The following is a 16,137-nucleotide window of genomic DNA, read 5'->3' as shown; positions in this document are numbered from 1 at the left end:
AATCAGGCTGATTTTCAGCGGCTCGCTCAGCCAAGCCTGTCGGGATACATGATTTCAAGCTCACCAAGAACTCTGCACCAGTTTCTCAGTGGCATAGTCCATTTTTTCGCTATTTTATGAGTTGCAAGATACAGAGCCTTCAACAGCGCCGTATCGCTCGGAAATACGCTTCTCTGTTTGTTCAGACGGCGGTATCCGCTGTTACGGCTCCTTTCATACCCGAAAGACCATCGGCACATATCACGAGGACGTCCTTTACGCCACGATTTTTTAGCTCGTTCAGAACGCCAAGCCAGTACTTTGCACTCTCGTTTTCACCGATATGTATGGACAATACCTGCTTATGTCCTGTAAGACTGACAGCAAGAACAACATACGCTGCAAGCTTTTTATCTGTCCGTTTTCTCGTACAGATAGATGTACAGCATCAATAAATACAATGGGATAAACCTCATCAAGCGGACGTTTCTGCCAGTCCTCTATCTGCGGAAGGAGACGGTCTGTGATATCGGATACCATACCATCGCTGACCCCAAATCCGTAAATATCTTCGATGGTATCGCTTATCTGGCGTGTTGTCATGCCCTTTGCGTACAGCGATATTATCTTCTGTTCGATACCTGAAATATCCTTTTGACGCTTTTTTACGACCTTAGGCTCGAATGTTCCGTCTCGATCCTGTGGTACTTCGATCTCGGTTTCGCCTAAATTTCCACGTATCTTCTTTGTTTTCTTTCCATTACGGTAATTGGAGTTGTCCGAGCGTTCATATGAACTGTACCCTAAGTGTTCATCCAGCTCTGCCTCAAGCATTTCCTGTATAGTGCCGCCAAGAAGATCCTTCAGAGCATCTTCTATATCCCTTGCTGACCGGATATCATACTCCTTGAGCAGCATTCCGATGATGTTCTTTTTTCCTTCACTCATTGGTTCTCTTTTTCTTCTTCCCATAAAAAATCAGCCTCCTGTGTTATTTCTATTTTACCACAGTTGACTGACTTTTTACAGACTTTTTTTTCAGAGGGTCGAAAAGCAGCGACATTGCTGCCGCTGCTTTCCACCGTTTTATCTCGCAGCTTGCATAGGGTCGCTCCTCAGCGTTGCCCTATTTGGCTGCAAATATAGTATTGATTTTATTTTGGGTGTTATACGCATTTACACAGTTGTTTTTTCAGAACCGAAATAGGACCTAATGGATACGTCACTATATTGAAAATGTCTTTTAGTATACTATTTATTAATTTTACGAGTCATAATTTTTCTGCCCAAAACATCATACGTACATACTCACATACAGCATCGTCGTATTTTTTAGTTTCAATAAGATCTACGATATAAACGATTTTACTATAGATTTCATTGTAAATCTCATCTTTTCTATCTAATTTGTTGATCTTTTCTATAATTGCAGGTGCTGTTTCATAGTAAATTTTTATTAACCCATTTCCGAAAACAGACTGTTTCATATAATGATCTCTTAAAGATCTTAATGTTGTTAGCTCGTAGCAATCATCAGGTAAGCCTTTATGTTCGCAGCAAGCTGTTGTTAAAAAACATCCTCCGGTGCTTGATATGTTTCCCTCTTCCCAATGGCTACACGAGTCATCTGCATAGTAATAAGATTTATACCAACTGCAATAGCCTTTCTTATATTCCCCCTCATAAGTATAATACTTACAGGAACCGCATTTATTCATTTCTACATAATCCATAATTATCATTTCCCTATCTGAATTTTAATTTTCCGAAAATATCCCTTTTGAATCTGATCAAAAATTTTTTTGCATCTTCAAACCCAAGTTTATATGCTGAATCAAAAGAATCATAAGCCATTGAAATCTCATTTATATTTAAACAAAAGATACCGTGTTTATAACATAATAAGCCTTCTAAATAAAATGTGATTTCAGCAATCTGAGGATAAGCGTCAGTCATTTTAGAAAGCTTTAATAAAAGACCATCTAATTTATCCGTATGGTTTTCATTTATATATAGATCACTTAATGAATCAATAATTGAATAATATAATTGATTTTTATCTTCAGAATCACTATTACATTCACCAATAATATATAAATAATCAGTACACAATTCAAGACCTTCAATATTTTTCGCTTTATCAAAAAAAAGAAACATTGCTTTTAAAATAAAAAATGAACTTTCATAATTATTATTGGTTTTTAAATATTTTTTTGCTACTGATATACCTTTTGGGACATTTGTCCACGATTCATTTATAGAACCATAATATAAATTTAAAAATGCATATTTTGCACAACAATCCATATTATCCGACATTCCGAGCTCATAATAATAGCTTGCTAATTTATAATTTGGCTCAATATTTTTTTCATCTGAAAATAAATCACCAAGTATTTTATAATTTTTTGAACGTTCAAGATAAAATACAGCTTTATTAATATCCTTCGGAAAGTCTGGTGTACCTGCAATATATAACTGACCAATAAGCGTATCTGATAATGGACATCCGCCTAATGCCTCACTTTTCTTTAGATACTCCGGAATTTTTTCATCTCTATTCGGCAAGTTTTCATTTTTCAGATATAAAAAAGCTGCGGCTGAGTATCCGGTTGGATCATGCGTTTCTTCAGAAAATGCACAATAATAATCTTCTGCTTTTTTTAGATCAACAGTTGTTCCAAGTCCTTCTTCATATATATTCCCCAAAATAAATCCCGATCCTGCACCTTCATATTCGTAAGCTATTTCAAGGAGCTGTCTTGCTTTCTCATAGTTTTGAGGTGCACCATTTTTTCCGTGACGAAAAAATACTCCTAATATCCATACAGCGTTCGGGTTGTGCTGATAATATGCTTCACGAACATATTCATAAGGCATTTGAGACAATTCTTGTTTTGTGCAATTCCTTAAGTCCATATATTACCGACCTCCTTTATATTTTTCAACCCGTATCAATCAAAATTTATTTCTTTCGGCATTTGATTTTAAATCATCAATAGTACAGCCATTACATTGCTCAATAGTTATTTCGTAAAAATTGTAATATGAATATTCATTCTCAGAAAATTCAAGTGCATCTCCTTTATAAATTTCCTCTGACGTTAATTTACCATTAGACAAGGAATACTTTGTAAGAAAGGTTATTATTCCACTGGGTGTATTTGCATTAACATCACAACCATGAGAATAATAATTTACAAGGCAATTGAGCGTTTTTGAATAATACAGATCATCCCAGCCAGTATCACTATCACCTGTAGATACTACCGATCCATCATCAGGGTCATATTCATATACATGAAACCTTGAGGCTGCTGCTGCTATATCATATATGTAAATCAATTCATCTGTACCATCTCTATTTATGTCAAATAAAGCGTAAGCGGGTTCTACGGAAGATTGTTGATTTAATTCCGATAATTTGTCAAGATATGCACTGTATATATCTTTAACATCAGTGTTCTTACCATCGTCGGGATTTTTATTTTTTTCTATGTTATCGGTGTCCTTTTTATCAGAACTGTCTTTAGGAATACTATCGATCATATCTTTAAGCGGAGGCCTAATGCTTTTATCTTCGGTATATTTAAAAGCATAATAAGATTCAGTCAATGCCTTTTTACGTTCTTCCTGAGTCATTTTTAGATAATCCAGCTTTTTTATAGTTTTAACTGACGCTTTTAAAGGAGTTTTATCTGCAAAATAATTGTTATATGCATTAATGACTTCACTTGATGTAGTTTCATCATTTCCTACTTTAAATGAAGAATACTTTTTATTTTCACCGTCATAATTAAAGTATATCTTCTCGGTACACCTTACTTTTTTATCGTTCTCTCCTAAAACAACTTCATTTAAGGTATATGCGCCTGCATCTTCAGGAAGATCTGTACCTGTGTATGCATAAAATTGTCCGTCTGCCAATATTATTTTTCCGTTTGAATCTTTATATGGAGTAAAGGTAAACGCATCATGTCCATAATCACTTCTGTTACTACTCCATACGGTATAGAGATCTTCTCCCGTTGCAATAATTCCATTATCTTTTTCATAAACAGTGAAGCATTTTTGCTCCTCCTGTCCGATCATAAGTCCATATCCGCCAATAATAAGTTCAGGTTCCCCATCTCCGGTTAGATCCTGGAACCACATTTCATCCTTTTCAGCATAATTATGACCAATATAACCTTTATACATTTCATATGAATCAAGCCAACCGGTACCGCTGTCCATAGGTTCATGTTCTTCCGACCAGCTTAATATTTCTTCAACGAATTCCGGCGTTTGTTGAGATGTGTTTTCATTTACTTCAACAAGCTTATTTTGACCTCCTATTGCAATTTTGGGAGTAGCAACTTCTGGCTTGATCTCATTATCGGTTAGATACATATCAGCCCATTCTATATCACTTTCGCCCCAGATATCTGTTGCAAAATCAAGGGCTTCGTCTATGCTGTCTCCGCACATTAAGCTATAAACAAATGCGTCCTGAATATAGTAATTGTAATATGTATATACTGTTTCTGTATTTGCAATTACACTTAATGCTCCTGCGTCTTTGAATGCATTCACAAGCTTATCGTTTATGTATGCTTTACAGGAACCTAAAAATACTATTGATCCTTCAAGCTCGTTATTTTTATAGTGAGATGTAAAATAGGACGGCATAATACAGTAATAAGTATTTCCGGAGCTATCGTCATCATATGTCACTTGAATAATATTACCGTTAATTATATCATCAAAATATTCTCCGATATTTTGTTCAGTCACAACTTCCTTTGTACATATAATAGGAGTATCATTATAAAGTGTACCATGCTCTTCAATATCAATAAAATCATATCCAGCCAATTCCTCTGCAAAATCTGCAACAGTACAATCTGTGTCGATATCTGTTAAAAGCTTTTCGCTTGTCCACACATCTGAACGCTGATTTAACAATTCAAGCATATCATCGTATCCAAGACCATACATTACTTTTGCTTTCATATCAGTTTTGCTGTATGAATATTTTTCCGAATCAAAGGCTACTTTATTATCGATTGCTTTGATTTGACCGTTTTGATCTATATCGGCATAGTTTTTTGCTATTCCATTAACACTCTCGTCAAAAGGTTCCAGCATTACTCCGCCCAAAGAGCCATCGTTATAGACATATTCATAAATCATAGTATCTTCACTGTAGTCAATGTCGCTGATCATTGATTCCTCGACCATACAGTTTAATGCATTTTCGATTTTTTCTTTTTTGTCGTTCTCTGATCCATTCTTATAATCAGGATCGGATATTATATCTCTCAAAGTAGAGTTTACCTTTTCATAGCTTTCATAAGCGGTTTGGACTTGTTGAACAGTAGGTTTATTTGAGGATAGATATTTATATGCAAAAAAAGCTCCTATTCCCAGAACTGCAACAGAAAAAACACAAGCAGCTATTTTCCCAACACGATTTTTCTTCCGGGAAGAATTTATTTTAGACCTATTTTCCATGCAATTGGGGCATAATTTTCCTGGGTTAGAGCTGTGAATGGTAAATCCGGTGCCGCATTTGCTGCATTTCCTCATAACAATGGGATCGTAGTTGGGATCGTAGGGTATATTAATTTTAAATTTATATCCGCATATATTACAGCTTCTCGCATCTTCATTTAGCAGCTTCCCACATTTAGGGCATCTTTTATTCATTGTATGTCACTTCCTATGAATTACTTTGAAATTGTGGCTTTGTTGAGTATTTTTCCTTTTTTCCGTATATACTTCTATCGTTTTTGTCTTATAATCAATTTTTATAATATATTGCTCATCATTTTTTAATGTCAGAAGCGATCTCGTTCCGTCTTCGGGTTTGTCAAATGCCGTATAAACGAATTTTGCGCTTCCTTTCGGAATTTGACATGATAAAAAGGAATCTTCCGGCGGATAACAGTATGCTATAAAGGTACCATTTTTATTAAAAAAATAACCATTCATAATACATAAACTATCTCACTCCTGTATTAATCATCTATAATCAACGCCTTAATATGTATTAAATTACTTCAACTTCCTTTTCTGCTACAACATCATCACCATAAATATAAGAAATCGTTAACTTGCCTGTAGACTTTATTTCAAACTGTTCATCACCAAATGTTATAATATCTTCGTTACTTGAAACAAATTCACAGTCTTTCCACGCTATATCTATCGGGATTTTTTTTAAAACTTCACCATTTGATTTTTTTATAAATAGATTTCCTGAACATGGAGCTGCATAGAAAAGGCTTACGGTCGCATGACCGTTTTCTTTATCATAAAAGTCAATACCATTTTTAGAAAATGGATCTACATAAGCTTTATCGCAATCCGTTTCTGCGATAAGGTCATAAACCGTTGCGTCCGAATCAAAAGATATATCGATATCATAAATATTAACACTAAAACTGAGGGTAGGTGCAGGTATTGTAGACGACTCATACGAAGAGATAGTTTCGGGAACATCCCAAATTACCTCCTCGTCAAAGTCTATCTCAGCGTAAGCCGATATTTCATCAACATTAGTTTCTATATTTTCAATTGATATTTCTTGTTTATTTTCTGACAATTCATTTTTATCTATAGTTGACATCGGAGTAAAAATCGAATTTGTTTTATACAAACTGCTGTCGATAGTATCATCGTAATAATTATATGTATCAGTAACATTTTCAGCATAATTTGGGGAGGATTCATCTGAATAAATACCAATCAAAGCAAGTATTAAAAAAAATGATATTATGAGAATCGTAGCTATCAATGCTCTTGTCGCTTCCTTGTCTTCGTTGTGAGTTTTTGGTTGAGGGTTTGTTTTAGGTGTGGAGTGAGGTTTTGATTGAGGGTTTGTTTTAGGTGTGGAGTTGCAAGATAAACATTTTCCATTAACCAATAATGCTCCGCATATTGGACAGGTAGGAGGGAAAATAAAAGTATAATCGTTTTTCCTATTTATTTCATCTTTTGATGCTTTTTCTTTATTTTGCTTCCTGCGAAATTCCTCCCATCCGTCGTCAATTTTCAAATCTCCCGGATTTGGCTTTGATTTATTTCTTATTTCCATGTCAAGCTTACACCAAGGACAACTGCTTAGTCCTATAAAGTATTCATGCTTTGGATTGTCGGTACATTTGCACAATCTCTGACTTAAAGAATCAAGTGCGTAAAACCATTCGTCTGCTCTCGGTCTGGCGCTCTTGCTTTGTTGACCTTCAATAAATGCTCTTTCAAATAGCTTTTGAATATCTCTCGGAAGAATACCTATATTAGGTGAATAGCGCGTTTTTGCTATTTTCCCATTAATATTACTTTTTGTAAAATAAGGACAATATCCATTTTGTATGTTCTTTACAGGTTGGAAATTACTCATAGATTCTTTGGTGGTAACAACGCATGAAAAAGGATGAACGCCGTTCATTAAAAGCCTGAAAATAATAACTGCAAGAGCAAAATTGTCTGTGCTTTCGTTAAACATATTCCGTGCATTATTTTCATCAAAAGTTTTACCCTGAAGCTCAGGAGGAATAAACTCCGGAGTAACTACAGTACATGGAAAAATTTCTCCTGATTTACTTTTGATATGATATGAATCCGTATCTACAAGCATAACTCGACCAGTGTTCACATCTAACATGAAATTATTTGGGTTCAGATCTCCGATTATATGTCCGCTGTCGTGAACATTATTCACGGCGGCAGCAATATTTTCTGCCACTTTTACATATTGTGACCACAAATATTTTTTTCTGTTATCATAAACGTAAAAATCTATCAAGCTGCTTAACCCTGACACTTTTTGCATTACATATCCGCAAAAATTGTTATCCTGATACAGAATGGCGTGAGGCCATGCACATTCAGACAAGTCATTTGAATCTGTTTCAAGCATAGCCAGAAGTTTATTTTTCCTGTTTTCGGTACGATTCTTTTCATGATAGATCTTTGCAACCAAATCGGGCATACCTTCTATATTATAAATGCTGCCCTCGCCGCCGGAAGTAATGCTTTCTTCAAACAATACATATTTTTGTCCGCTATTCAAATCGTAATAAATTCTTCTATCATTATTAGAAGCCACTGCTGGAACCCCCCGTTATATTACTATAGTGCTCATCAACAGCTTCTGAATTAATATAAGTAAAATGAGTCGATGTTCCCACCTCTTGGAGAGCTTGTTTCATTCTTGGTAAAGCATCTTTTATAGCTTTATCTTTAGCTTTATCATTTTCAGAATTTGACGCCATACTATCGCTTTGTGTAGAATCATCTGCATGATCAGAAGTATCATCATCCGCAATAGCGCTTCCCTGCGTATGTTTGCCGTTGTAAGCGCTATCCTTACTTATACTGGAAGATTCCATACTCTTTTTCGATGTATCCTGAACGTTACCTTTGTTTAAAAAAACAATACAGATAGAACAAATAATAATAAGCACTAATATCACTATCAGCTGTATCAAAACGATTTTCCTTAGTTGGCGGTTGATTCTATACGAATTTTGTAATCTTTTCTTTAACTTTCTGGATTCATCATTAATTACTATGCTTTCACCAGTAGGAGTTACTTTGATTATATTTGTAGGCTTTTTTATATCAATAGGAGTAGGTCTGCGGCCTTCACGGAGTTTGCGTTTCATGTTTTCGTTTAACTTATCCCAATCAGGTTCCTTGTAATATTCCTCGTCTTTTAAATCTGCTAAAATATCAGTGTTTATCAATCCTACGATAGTTTTATCATCTGTTACATTAGGCAAGCCGTTTCCCGAAACAAATTTAGATATGCTTTTTTGCAGATTTTCAAAATCAGTTTTGTTATTTGCCCTAAGAATATTTCTGTCCATAAATCGGCGGATAAATGGAATATTTATTTTTTGAGCTTCATTTGCAAGCAGAGGATGACACACAATATCAAATATGCCGTCTGTCATAAGCGTTAATGCACAGACCTCGTCGGGATATTTTCCAAAGGACCAATTGTCGGGACCGCCCAAGAGCGGATATGTTTCATTGAATGCTTCTCCCTTTTTTACTTCTGTTGCACAATCATAATTACCGCTCGGCGTTAAAACGATAATACCGCCGTCACCGCATTGACCGTAATATAAGTTTTTACCATTATAAATCGCAGCAGTGAGGGTTGTATTATATTCCGAAAAATCTATTTTCATGTCTTCGGCAGTATTCATTACGTTGTTATATGCTTCTTGATATGCCTGTGATATAAGATCAATGTAAAACTTATCGCTTTTTTTGGTTTTAATATGCAAATTTATGTAAGCCAAGAATGAATTCACAGCCACTTTTGCACCTATATCCGATTTACTTGCACTGCCTAAACCGTCGGCAATTACAGCTATTGTATATCCGTTGTCAAGCTTTAGCACATCAGAATAATCCTGACATACACCGTCAGGATTTTCTAAATGTGCTGTTCCTATTGCCGAAATTTTAAAATATCCAATCATTCTTACAAACTTACTCCTTTATCAGCAGAGTGTATCTTCCGATCTATTTCATATCTTTAAAAATTTCCGCAGGCTCAATCAAGCGGAACCTTAAACATTGTATCAGGTGCAGGAATATTTAACGAACCGGATTCCTCAGTACTGTTTCTCAAAGCATCCAGACTGGATGAAACAAATTTAAACAGCCCAGTGAAATCACAATTTTTTAATCCGTATATATTATTTGGATCAAATATTTGTTTCATAATATCGGCTCTAAAACCGTCCACGCCAACACAGTATGCAATCGCCTTTCCGTTATTCTCCATCCACTTTAATCTCTCAGCTGACTCACGGTAATCATCATTTGGACCACCATCAGTTACGCAAAAGATCCAAGGTCTGAAATAAGGTGTTCCTGCGTAGTTGTATTTATTTTTTTGCATCGTGACCATATCCATTGCAGTTTCCAGGGCTTTGCCCATAGCAGTATTTCCATATGCTTTTAGTTCAGGTAATTCCATTTCTTCTACCGGAGCAAAATCCTGAATTACCTTGACATCACTGTCGAACGTAACAACAGCCACATCAATACAAGCCTTTGCATGGGTATCAAGACTTGATAGGGTCTGCTGCTTGAATACTCTGAGTCCCTCGTTAAGCTGTTTTATTGCTTCATTGCTGTTCATTGAACTTGACGTATCCAATAGAAAAACACAGGCAACGTGTTTTTCCGTAACGTATTTTACCGGTTCGTCATTGAAATCTCTTTGGTTTAATTTTGGCATAATAAGTCCTCCTAAATTTGTTATATATAATTAGAATATTTACTGGTTTGATTTTATAATCATACCTACATCATTAACTGAGAGAGGCACATCAATTACCAAATCAGTAATAATACATCCGTACATTTGAAATACTATCCCACCATATTCTGTATTGTCATCGTTTATAGTAGCGTTGTTTTTTAGATAAGATATGGCTTTTGCAGAAAGATTGAAAGAAACTGTCTCAGGCTTAAAGTCAAATAAACAGAAAAAACCGTCTGATTGTATAAATGTTCTTGTATTTTCAATAATGTCATTACTGATCTCATTTGGAAAAGTATATGATTCATTATTAATGCTGACTGCATCTGCTGCCGTAGGTACACCGGTTATGTAATTCCCGTCAAGCTTATAAAGAGCATTCCAATCTACAGCATCTTTGGGTGCAAATACATAATAATCAGTATTAAGATATTTTAAAGTAACAGTTATTGAACAACCTGTTTCTTCGAAATCAGAAAAGTATTTGTTATCGATATACTCTACTTCGTTTCCGTCAGTATCATAAAAATTTGCAGCTGACCAGTCGTCATAATTATCGATTCCAATGAATTCAATCGATTCATAGGTTTTATTATTTGAGTCTGTTTTTTCAGACTCTATTTCAACGTTTGTATTAGAATCTGTTATTGATTTGGCTGATTTGCTTTTAATAGCATTATCAGTAACACCAGATCCAATCTCTGTTTTTGATAAATCGTCATCCGTGACAATATTTTCTTGTTTATTATGTATTTTAATAATAACTGTTATCAAAACTATAGCAGTTAATACAGTTATAATAGAGGATAGTGATATTATAATATTTTTTTTCACTTGTTTAGACTTTATTGCAGAACTGTTTTCGGTTGGGGTATTTAAATACGCTTTCTGGCAAGATGATTCCGCAGATACTTTGTATCCGCAAAATTTGCAAAAAGTTGAGTTATCATCTATTTTATTGCCGCATTCTTTACAAATCATAGTTATAACCTCTTAAAAACATACGTTCTATCTGTATTTATTTTCCTCAAAATCAATTTGTTGGAGGAAAGTTTTTCAATTACATACCTTTTAGAATGTCCAAGTAACTTACTTACTCTATAATCATCATCATATATTTCAAGAGTATCACCATCGATTGAGTAGTAGCCTTCCTCGGAATAAGCACCGGAAATGAGTAACCTTCCATTGGTAAATTCCCAAGTCACTTGATCTTCTTTATCTACCAATTCGGTACCATCAGAATAAAGCAACCATTTTCCTTGAATCTTACTCTCGTTGCTCTCAAATATCCTGAATAAAATAAAAGCAATTATAACAATAAACAACATTAATATAATAGCAATAAGTATATTACGTTTTTTATTAGTTTTCATTATTGCTGCAAATCCTCCATCTTGAGGGTTGAAGTTATTTAAAACACATCCGCAATGTAGACAGAATTCCGCATTAGGTGCAACGGCATTACCGCATTTAGGACAATAACTCACCTGAGGGGCAGGAGCAGGCTGCGGCTGAGGGCGTGGCTGTGGTTGAGGGCGTGGCTGCTTTCCCGTAGGTTCTCCGCAAACGGGACAAATAACTGTGTTGTCTGATAATTTCTTTCCGCATTTTTTGCAAAACATAGCTGGTCACTTCCTAAAAATTATTTTGCATGGTTGAATACATTCTTTGAGAAATAATCTGATTTATCATCTCTTCAATGTTTTCACATTTTGTTTTTTCCATAATGTAAAATGGAATTTCTTCTACGTTTCCCGATGTCTTTTCTATGACAAGCATTGTTGTAAAAGAATCTATAATAAACAATGCTGCCAGTAATAACAATATAATTCCCCATGCAGGAGATCCACCTAAGCATATAATGGCAGCAATTAAAGCAACAAGTCCGCAAATAAAGGATTTTGGATTCAATGAGAAATTTGAATTGACTGATGAAATTTGATTAATAGGAATACTTTTTCGTTTAGTGCCAAATGGTATGAATAAAATCGCATTCGGAAGTTTGGTTTTAATAAAATTCTGTTCCATTCTAATCTCACCTTTCATATAGAATAATAAGAGTGAGATCATAAATGTTATTACTTTCGGGTTTTGCCCGGTTAGTTGACCTGCTTGGCAATTGCTGCATAGAGTCTGCCAATAAGGCAAAGCAGCACCGCATTTACGGCAATAACTCACCTGAGTGGCAGGATCCGGATGAATGGGTGGCTGTGGTGGAGTGTAAGGCGGCATCATTCCCGTAGGTTTTGGTGGAGTGTAAGGCGGCGGCATCATTCCCGTAGGTTTTGGTTGAGGGAAAGGCGTCGGCTGCATTCCCGTAGGTTCTCCGCAAACGGGACAAATAACTGTGTTGTCTGATAATTTCTTTCCGCATTTTTTGCAAAACATAATAAAGCTCCTTCACTTGAATAAATCTAAGTGTCTATACCTATCTTATAATATACCACTATAAGAAAAAGAGCCCCGCAATCCCCGATAAATCAAGGCTTTGCGGAGCTTTCCGACCACAATTCTGACCAGAAATAAAAAAGAAAAGCTAAACATAAGCATACAGTTTTTCAAGCTGTTTACGCTTCATATCCATGTTGGAATGCACATATCTTTCAAGAGTAATTTTCACGCTTGCATGACCCAGCAGCTCACTGACCGTCTTTACATCAATCCCAAGCCGAATGCACTCCGTAGCAAAGGTATGCCGCAGAACATGAAAATTCTTATACGTTACACCAATGTGTTTCAGAAAAGTTTTGTACCTGTACTGATAAGTCCTCGGTTCGGTATAATTCAAAGAGCAAGTCAGGAAGTAGCAGTCAGGATTGACATTTCGTTTGATTTTAGCAATCTGCGACAGCATAAAAGTCGGAATAGGAATATCACGGATAGACTTTGCACTCTTAGGCTCATCGATTATTACAATAGTTTTAGGACTAATTCCGCTCGGATTTTTAATCCGCTGGAGCGTTTTCCATACATGAATTACCTGATTTACAAGGTCAATATCCTGCCATTTCAAAGCGCATATCTCGCCTATTCTCAGACCCGTATAAAGACACAGCAGAACGCCAAGTATTTGACAGTCATCACACAAAGCATTTTGACGGATTTTTGCCATTTCAACGCTTGTAAAAACCTCAATTTCCTTATGTTCCGATTTTGGCAGCGATACATTTTTAGCAGGGTCATCTAGCTTGTATTCAGTTTCTCCGTATGCGAATACAGATTTCATCATGATCAGAATTGCCTGCACGCTCCTTGATGAAAGCCCTTTTCCGTCATCTCCGCCGCATTCCAACAGTTCGGACACATAGCGATTGATTATAAATGAAGTCACTCTGCCAACACGCATATCTCCGAACGGCGCAGCGATGTAATTCTGATACATAGTGCGATAACTGACATAGGTTGATGATTTAATGCTATTTTTGCGACTTGCAAGCCATACCGAGAACAGTTCTGATACCGTTATCGGATCGTTTTTCGGCAACAAATCAACTTTAGCAAGCTGTAGTTTCTGCGAACATTCCACATAGCTGTAAGCGTAAACAGACGAATACTTTGCTCTACCGTTTTCCATGTAACTTGAAATATACCTGCCCTCCCAGCGACCGTCCTTGCGTTTGAATATGTTTTTTCCTCGTCTTGACATGGCGAAACCTCCTTAAAATATGTACTTTAAGTATACACCCGTTTTGACGAGATTTTTGACCAGAAATAGAAGAAAAAAGAGTTAAAAACAGCCTAAAATCCTTGATATTTTGCAATTAAATATACAGATTGTGAGATTTCGTTCGTTGAATTTGTACAAAACATACAGTAAATTTTGTCAGTTTTAGTCAATCCGTGGATTGATTTTTTTTTCTTATAGTGGTATATTATAAGATAATTTCGGCGTATACTGCACATTTTGTCGTATGTTAACTCTGTTTTAGGGAGAAGTCAAGTCCATTTTAAAGGTTTATTGCTTATGCTTTAAGTTGGTTACTGAATTTTGTAGCATTGTGTGATATACTTGTAGTTCAAAACAAAGCGCTCTCCGAGAATAAAAATATTGGAGTGCCAAAAAGTTTTTTATCAGCCCTTGACAAACGAGTGTTCTAATGCTATAATATCAAATAGAAACAACAGCATTTAACATAAAATTACAATTTAATAAATAAGTGCCTTTTACTTACATAAACATATCGGCAAATACTTTTAGAGCTTAATGCTCGTACATATTTAAGGCACGATTTTGATAGCAACGGGATAATTATATCCTTTTGCACTAATCGTGAACTTGAAATATGTGCGAGCTTTTTTGTTGTCTAAATAAATTCAATGTGGTATGTAACGAATTGGCAACGCGGTCAGAATTACATAAATTGCGATACCCTCCGTGTCACATAGACATACCTTTAATATAACATACTAATAATATTAATATAGCAGAAGAAAGAATGTATAGTAGAGATAAGTATTGGTAGGTGCGTAACGAAATGGAGGCGGAATATCAAATTGCGCATCTGCGATTTTCATTTTTCTGCTATGGAAAGGAATTTTTATGAAGTTGAAAAAATTAATGATAATTGATGGTAATCCTTTTGCGGACACAGAGTTCGGTCAGCTTGAGTGTGTTGAAGTTAACGGAAAGCTGTACTTCCCCGCATCGGAGTGTGCAAAGGTTCTCGGATATCACAATCCGAGAAAAGCTATCATAGACCATTGCGACGAGCCAATAAAGCTTACTGTTCCGCATCCGCAAAGTCCGTTAAAAACTATCGTGAAGAATTATATCAGCGAGGGAGATCTGTATTCGCTGATTTTCAATTCAAGGTTACCGATCGGCAGACAGTTTCGTGCTTGGATATGCGACGAGGTGCTCCCGACGATAAGGAAGTACGGATTTTATGTTACGCCGAAGGTTCTTGCGGAGTGCGACGGCAATCCCGAAAAGCTTAAGCGTAAGCTAATGGAAATACAATGTTATCAGTTCTGGAACTACTGTCTGGACCATCCTGATAAGGCGGCAGATTTGATATCGAAATTTTATGAAAAGGCTATGAAAGAAGATGATATTATAGACGCTGAATTCTGTGATGAGGTAAGTAACGAAACCAGTCGCTTGATTGAATGCTCTGCGGTGAGTAACGAACTGCGCACGGCAAGAAACGCCGAAATCTCGCCCGTGTGAGCCTGCCGATTCTCGGCGGTATCCTTGCCCCACCTATGTTGGTTAAAGCCCATACACGCCGAATGTGTGCGACGTCCGAGGCGGTTAACGGTGATTTCTGATGAGAGAATGAAAGTCCGGTAAAAATTGCTCCTGTCAGTATTGCACGATCACCGATATGCAGAGGTTAAAGCAAATCGAAATATTGTAAAGCAAGTTAAAGCATCGGGGTCGTAAGCCCCCGATGCAGTCACAGCGGACAGCAAAGCTGACCGCAAAAGTGCCGAAAATACGCAGTTTCAGCAAAATTGTTGTGCATAATTTTTATGGGGTCATAAATTCGAGGTTTGAAGAATTCAGGGGTCGTAAGTACTGAAAATCACGTAAAATCGGTGTGATTTCAGGAGTCGTAACAGAAAATCAAAGGACATTGCCGCATTTTTCAAAATTGAATAACTTAAATCCCAAAGTCAAAAATGAATCAAAAGGAGTGTTGCCTATTGGAAATTAACGTCAGTGAAAATAAGCGGATCGTAGAGATCTGGCTGACAAATCAGGAGCAGGAGGACGATAGTATCAGCGAATTCGTGCAGAATACTGCAGACAAGTACAGCGATAAAAAATACAAGGTTGCCGTATTTATGTCGGGGGACAACGACTTGTTTGACTGCACGGAGGGATTGATAGAGCACAACCTCTGCCTATGATTTGTGGTGCGCAATCAGGCGCACCG

Annotated in this window: 12 protein-coding genes and 1 pseudogene; 2 read left to right on the top strand and 11 right to left on the bottom strand. The window is 36.2% G+C overall.

The window, feature by feature from the left end; all coding sequences use genetic code 11:
• Positions 1–26: 26 nt before the first annotated feature.
• From DWW81_RS09690 to DWW81_RS09635, 11 genes and pseudogenes are all read right to left on the bottom strand, one after another.
• A pseudogene (locus tag DWW81_RS09690) lies at positions 27–927 on the bottom strand (IS256 family transposase).
• Positions 928–1,250: 323 nt separating this feature from the next.
• Positions 1,251–1,712, bottom strand: coding sequence for a CFI-box-CTERM domain-containing protein (locus tag DWW81_RS13125; RefSeq protein WP_147337891.1), 462 nt, complete (start codon positions 1,710–1,712; stop codon positions 1,251–1,253).
• Between the two features lie 13 nt (positions 1,713–1,725).
• Positions 1,726–2,898 (bottom strand): SEL1-like repeat protein, encoded by a 1,173-nt coding sequence (locus DWW81_RS09680; RefSeq protein WP_117897541.1) that lies wholly within the window; start codon positions 2,896–2,898, stop codon positions 1,726–1,728.
• A 39-nt stretch (positions 2,899–2,937) separates the two neighbouring features.
• A complete protein-coding gene (locus DWW81_RS09675) occupies positions 2,938–5,670 on the bottom strand; it encodes a zinc ribbon domain-containing protein (protein ID WP_117964079.1) in 2,733 nt (910 codons plus the stop codon).
• A 343-nt stretch (positions 5,671–6,013) separates the two neighbouring features.
• Positions 6,014–8,074 (bottom strand): hypothetical protein, encoded by a 2,061-nt coding sequence (locus tag DWW81_RS09665; RefSeq protein WP_117897542.1) that lies wholly within the window; start codon positions 8,072–8,074, stop codon positions 6,014–6,016.
• Positions 8,064–9,461: a protein phosphatase 2C domain-containing protein gene (locus tag DWW81_RS09660; protein WP_117858697.1), complete on the bottom strand. Its 1,398-nt coding sequence runs from the start codon at positions 9,459–9,461 to the stop codon at positions 8,064–8,066. Before DWW81_RS09660 ends, DWW81_RS09665 begins: the two co-directional genes overlap by 11 nt.
• Positions 9,462–9,535: 74 nt before the next feature.
• A complete protein-coding gene (locus tag DWW81_RS09655) occupies positions 9,536–10,228 on the bottom strand; it encodes a VWA domain-containing protein (protein WP_041337448.1) in 693 nt (230 codons plus the stop codon).
• Between the two features lie 39 nt (positions 10,229–10,267).
• Positions 10,268–11,233, bottom strand: coding sequence for a zinc ribbon domain-containing protein (locus tag DWW81_RS09650; protein ID WP_041337447.1), 966 nt, complete (start codon positions 11,231–11,233; stop codon positions 10,268–10,270).
• A gap of 2 nt (positions 11,234–11,235) precedes the next feature.
• Complete coding sequence (locus DWW81_RS09645) at positions 11,236–11,877, bottom strand: zinc-ribbon domain-containing protein (RefSeq protein ID WP_041337446.1); 642 nt, start codon at positions 11,875–11,877, stop codon at positions 11,236–11,238.
• A 13-nt stretch (positions 11,878–11,890) separates the two neighbouring features.
• A complete protein-coding gene (locus DWW81_RS09640) occupies positions 11,891–12,643 on the bottom strand; it encodes a zinc ribbon domain-containing protein (protein ID WP_117897543.1) in 753 nt (250 codons plus the stop codon).
• 148 nt (positions 12,644–12,791) lie between these two features.
• On the bottom strand, positions 12,792–13,901 hold the full coding sequence (locus DWW81_RS09635) for a site-specific integrase (protein WP_117897544.1): 1,110 nt from the start codon (positions 13,899–13,901) through the stop codon (positions 12,792–12,794).
• Positions 13,902–14,795: 894 nt separating this feature from the next.
• Between DWW81_RS09635 and DWW81_RS09630 the strand changes: the two genes are divergently transcribed.
• Together DWW81_RS09630 and DWW81_RS09625 are read left to right on the top strand one after the other, a co-directional pair.
• Entirely contained in the window at positions 14,796–15,425 is a 630-nt protein-coding gene (locus DWW81_RS09630; RefSeq protein WP_051706933.1) for a Bro-N domain-containing protein, read from the top strand.
• A 479-nt stretch (positions 15,426–15,904) separates the two neighbouring features.
• Positions 15,905–16,111 carry a hypothetical protein gene (locus DWW81_RS09625; RefSeq protein WP_041337442.1) on the top strand — a complete coding sequence of 69 codons (207 nt, stop codon included), beginning with the start codon at positions 15,905–15,907 and terminating at the stop codon, positions 16,109–16,111.
• Positions 16,112–16,137 lie beyond the last annotated feature (26 nt).

This window comes from Ruminococcus sp. AF17-1AC (assembly GCF_003461385.1).
Taxonomy (GTDB): domain Bacteria; phylum Bacillota; class Clostridia; order Oscillospirales; family Ruminococcaceae; genus Hominimerdicola; species Hominimerdicola aceti.
Note: the sequence above shows the minus strand (reverse complement) of the source record. Positions and strands in the feature narration are given on the sequence as shown.

What these genes read in the sequence shown, in the direction of transcription:
- DWW81_RS13125 (WP_147337891.1), bottom strand. Translation starts at nt 1,712, where the DNA reads ATGGATTATGTAGAAATGAATAAATGCGGTTCCTGTAAGTATTATACT.
- DWW81_RS09680 (WP_117897541.1), bottom strand. Translation starts at nt 2,898, where the DNA reads ATGGACTTAAGGAATTGCACAAAACAAGAATTGTCTCAAATGCCTTAT.
- DWW81_RS09675 (WP_117964079.1), bottom strand. Translation starts at nt 5,670, where the DNA reads ATGAATAAAAGATGCCCTAAATGTGGGAAGCTGCTAAATGAAGATGCG.
- DWW81_RS09660 (WP_117858697.1), bottom strand. Translation starts at nt 9,461, where the DNA reads ATGATTGGATATTTTAAAATTTCGGCAATAGGAACAGCACATTTAGAA.
- DWW81_RS09655 (WP_041337448.1), bottom strand. Translation starts at nt 10,228, where the DNA reads ATGCCAAAATTAAACCAAAGAGATTTCAATGACGAACCGGTAAAATAC.
- DWW81_RS09650 (WP_041337447.1), bottom strand. Translation starts at nt 11,233, where the DNA reads ATGATTTGTAAAGAATGCGGCAATAAAATAGATGATAACTCAACTTTT.
- DWW81_RS09645 (WP_041337446.1), bottom strand. Translation starts at nt 11,877, where the DNA reads ATGTTTTGCAAAAAATGCGGAAAGAAATTATCAGACAACACAGTTATT.
- DWW81_RS09640 (WP_117897543.1), bottom strand. Translation starts at nt 12,643, where the DNA reads ATGTTTTGCAAAAAATGCGGAAAGAAATTATCAGACAACACAGTTATT.
- DWW81_RS09635 (WP_117897544.1), bottom strand. Translation starts at nt 13,901, where the DNA reads ATGTCAAGACGAGGAAAAAACATATTCAAACGCAAGGACGGTCGCTGG.
- DWW81_RS09630 (WP_051706933.1), top strand. Translation starts at nt 14,796, where the DNA reads ATGAAGTTGAAAAAATTAATGATAATTGATGGTAATCCTTTTGCGGAC.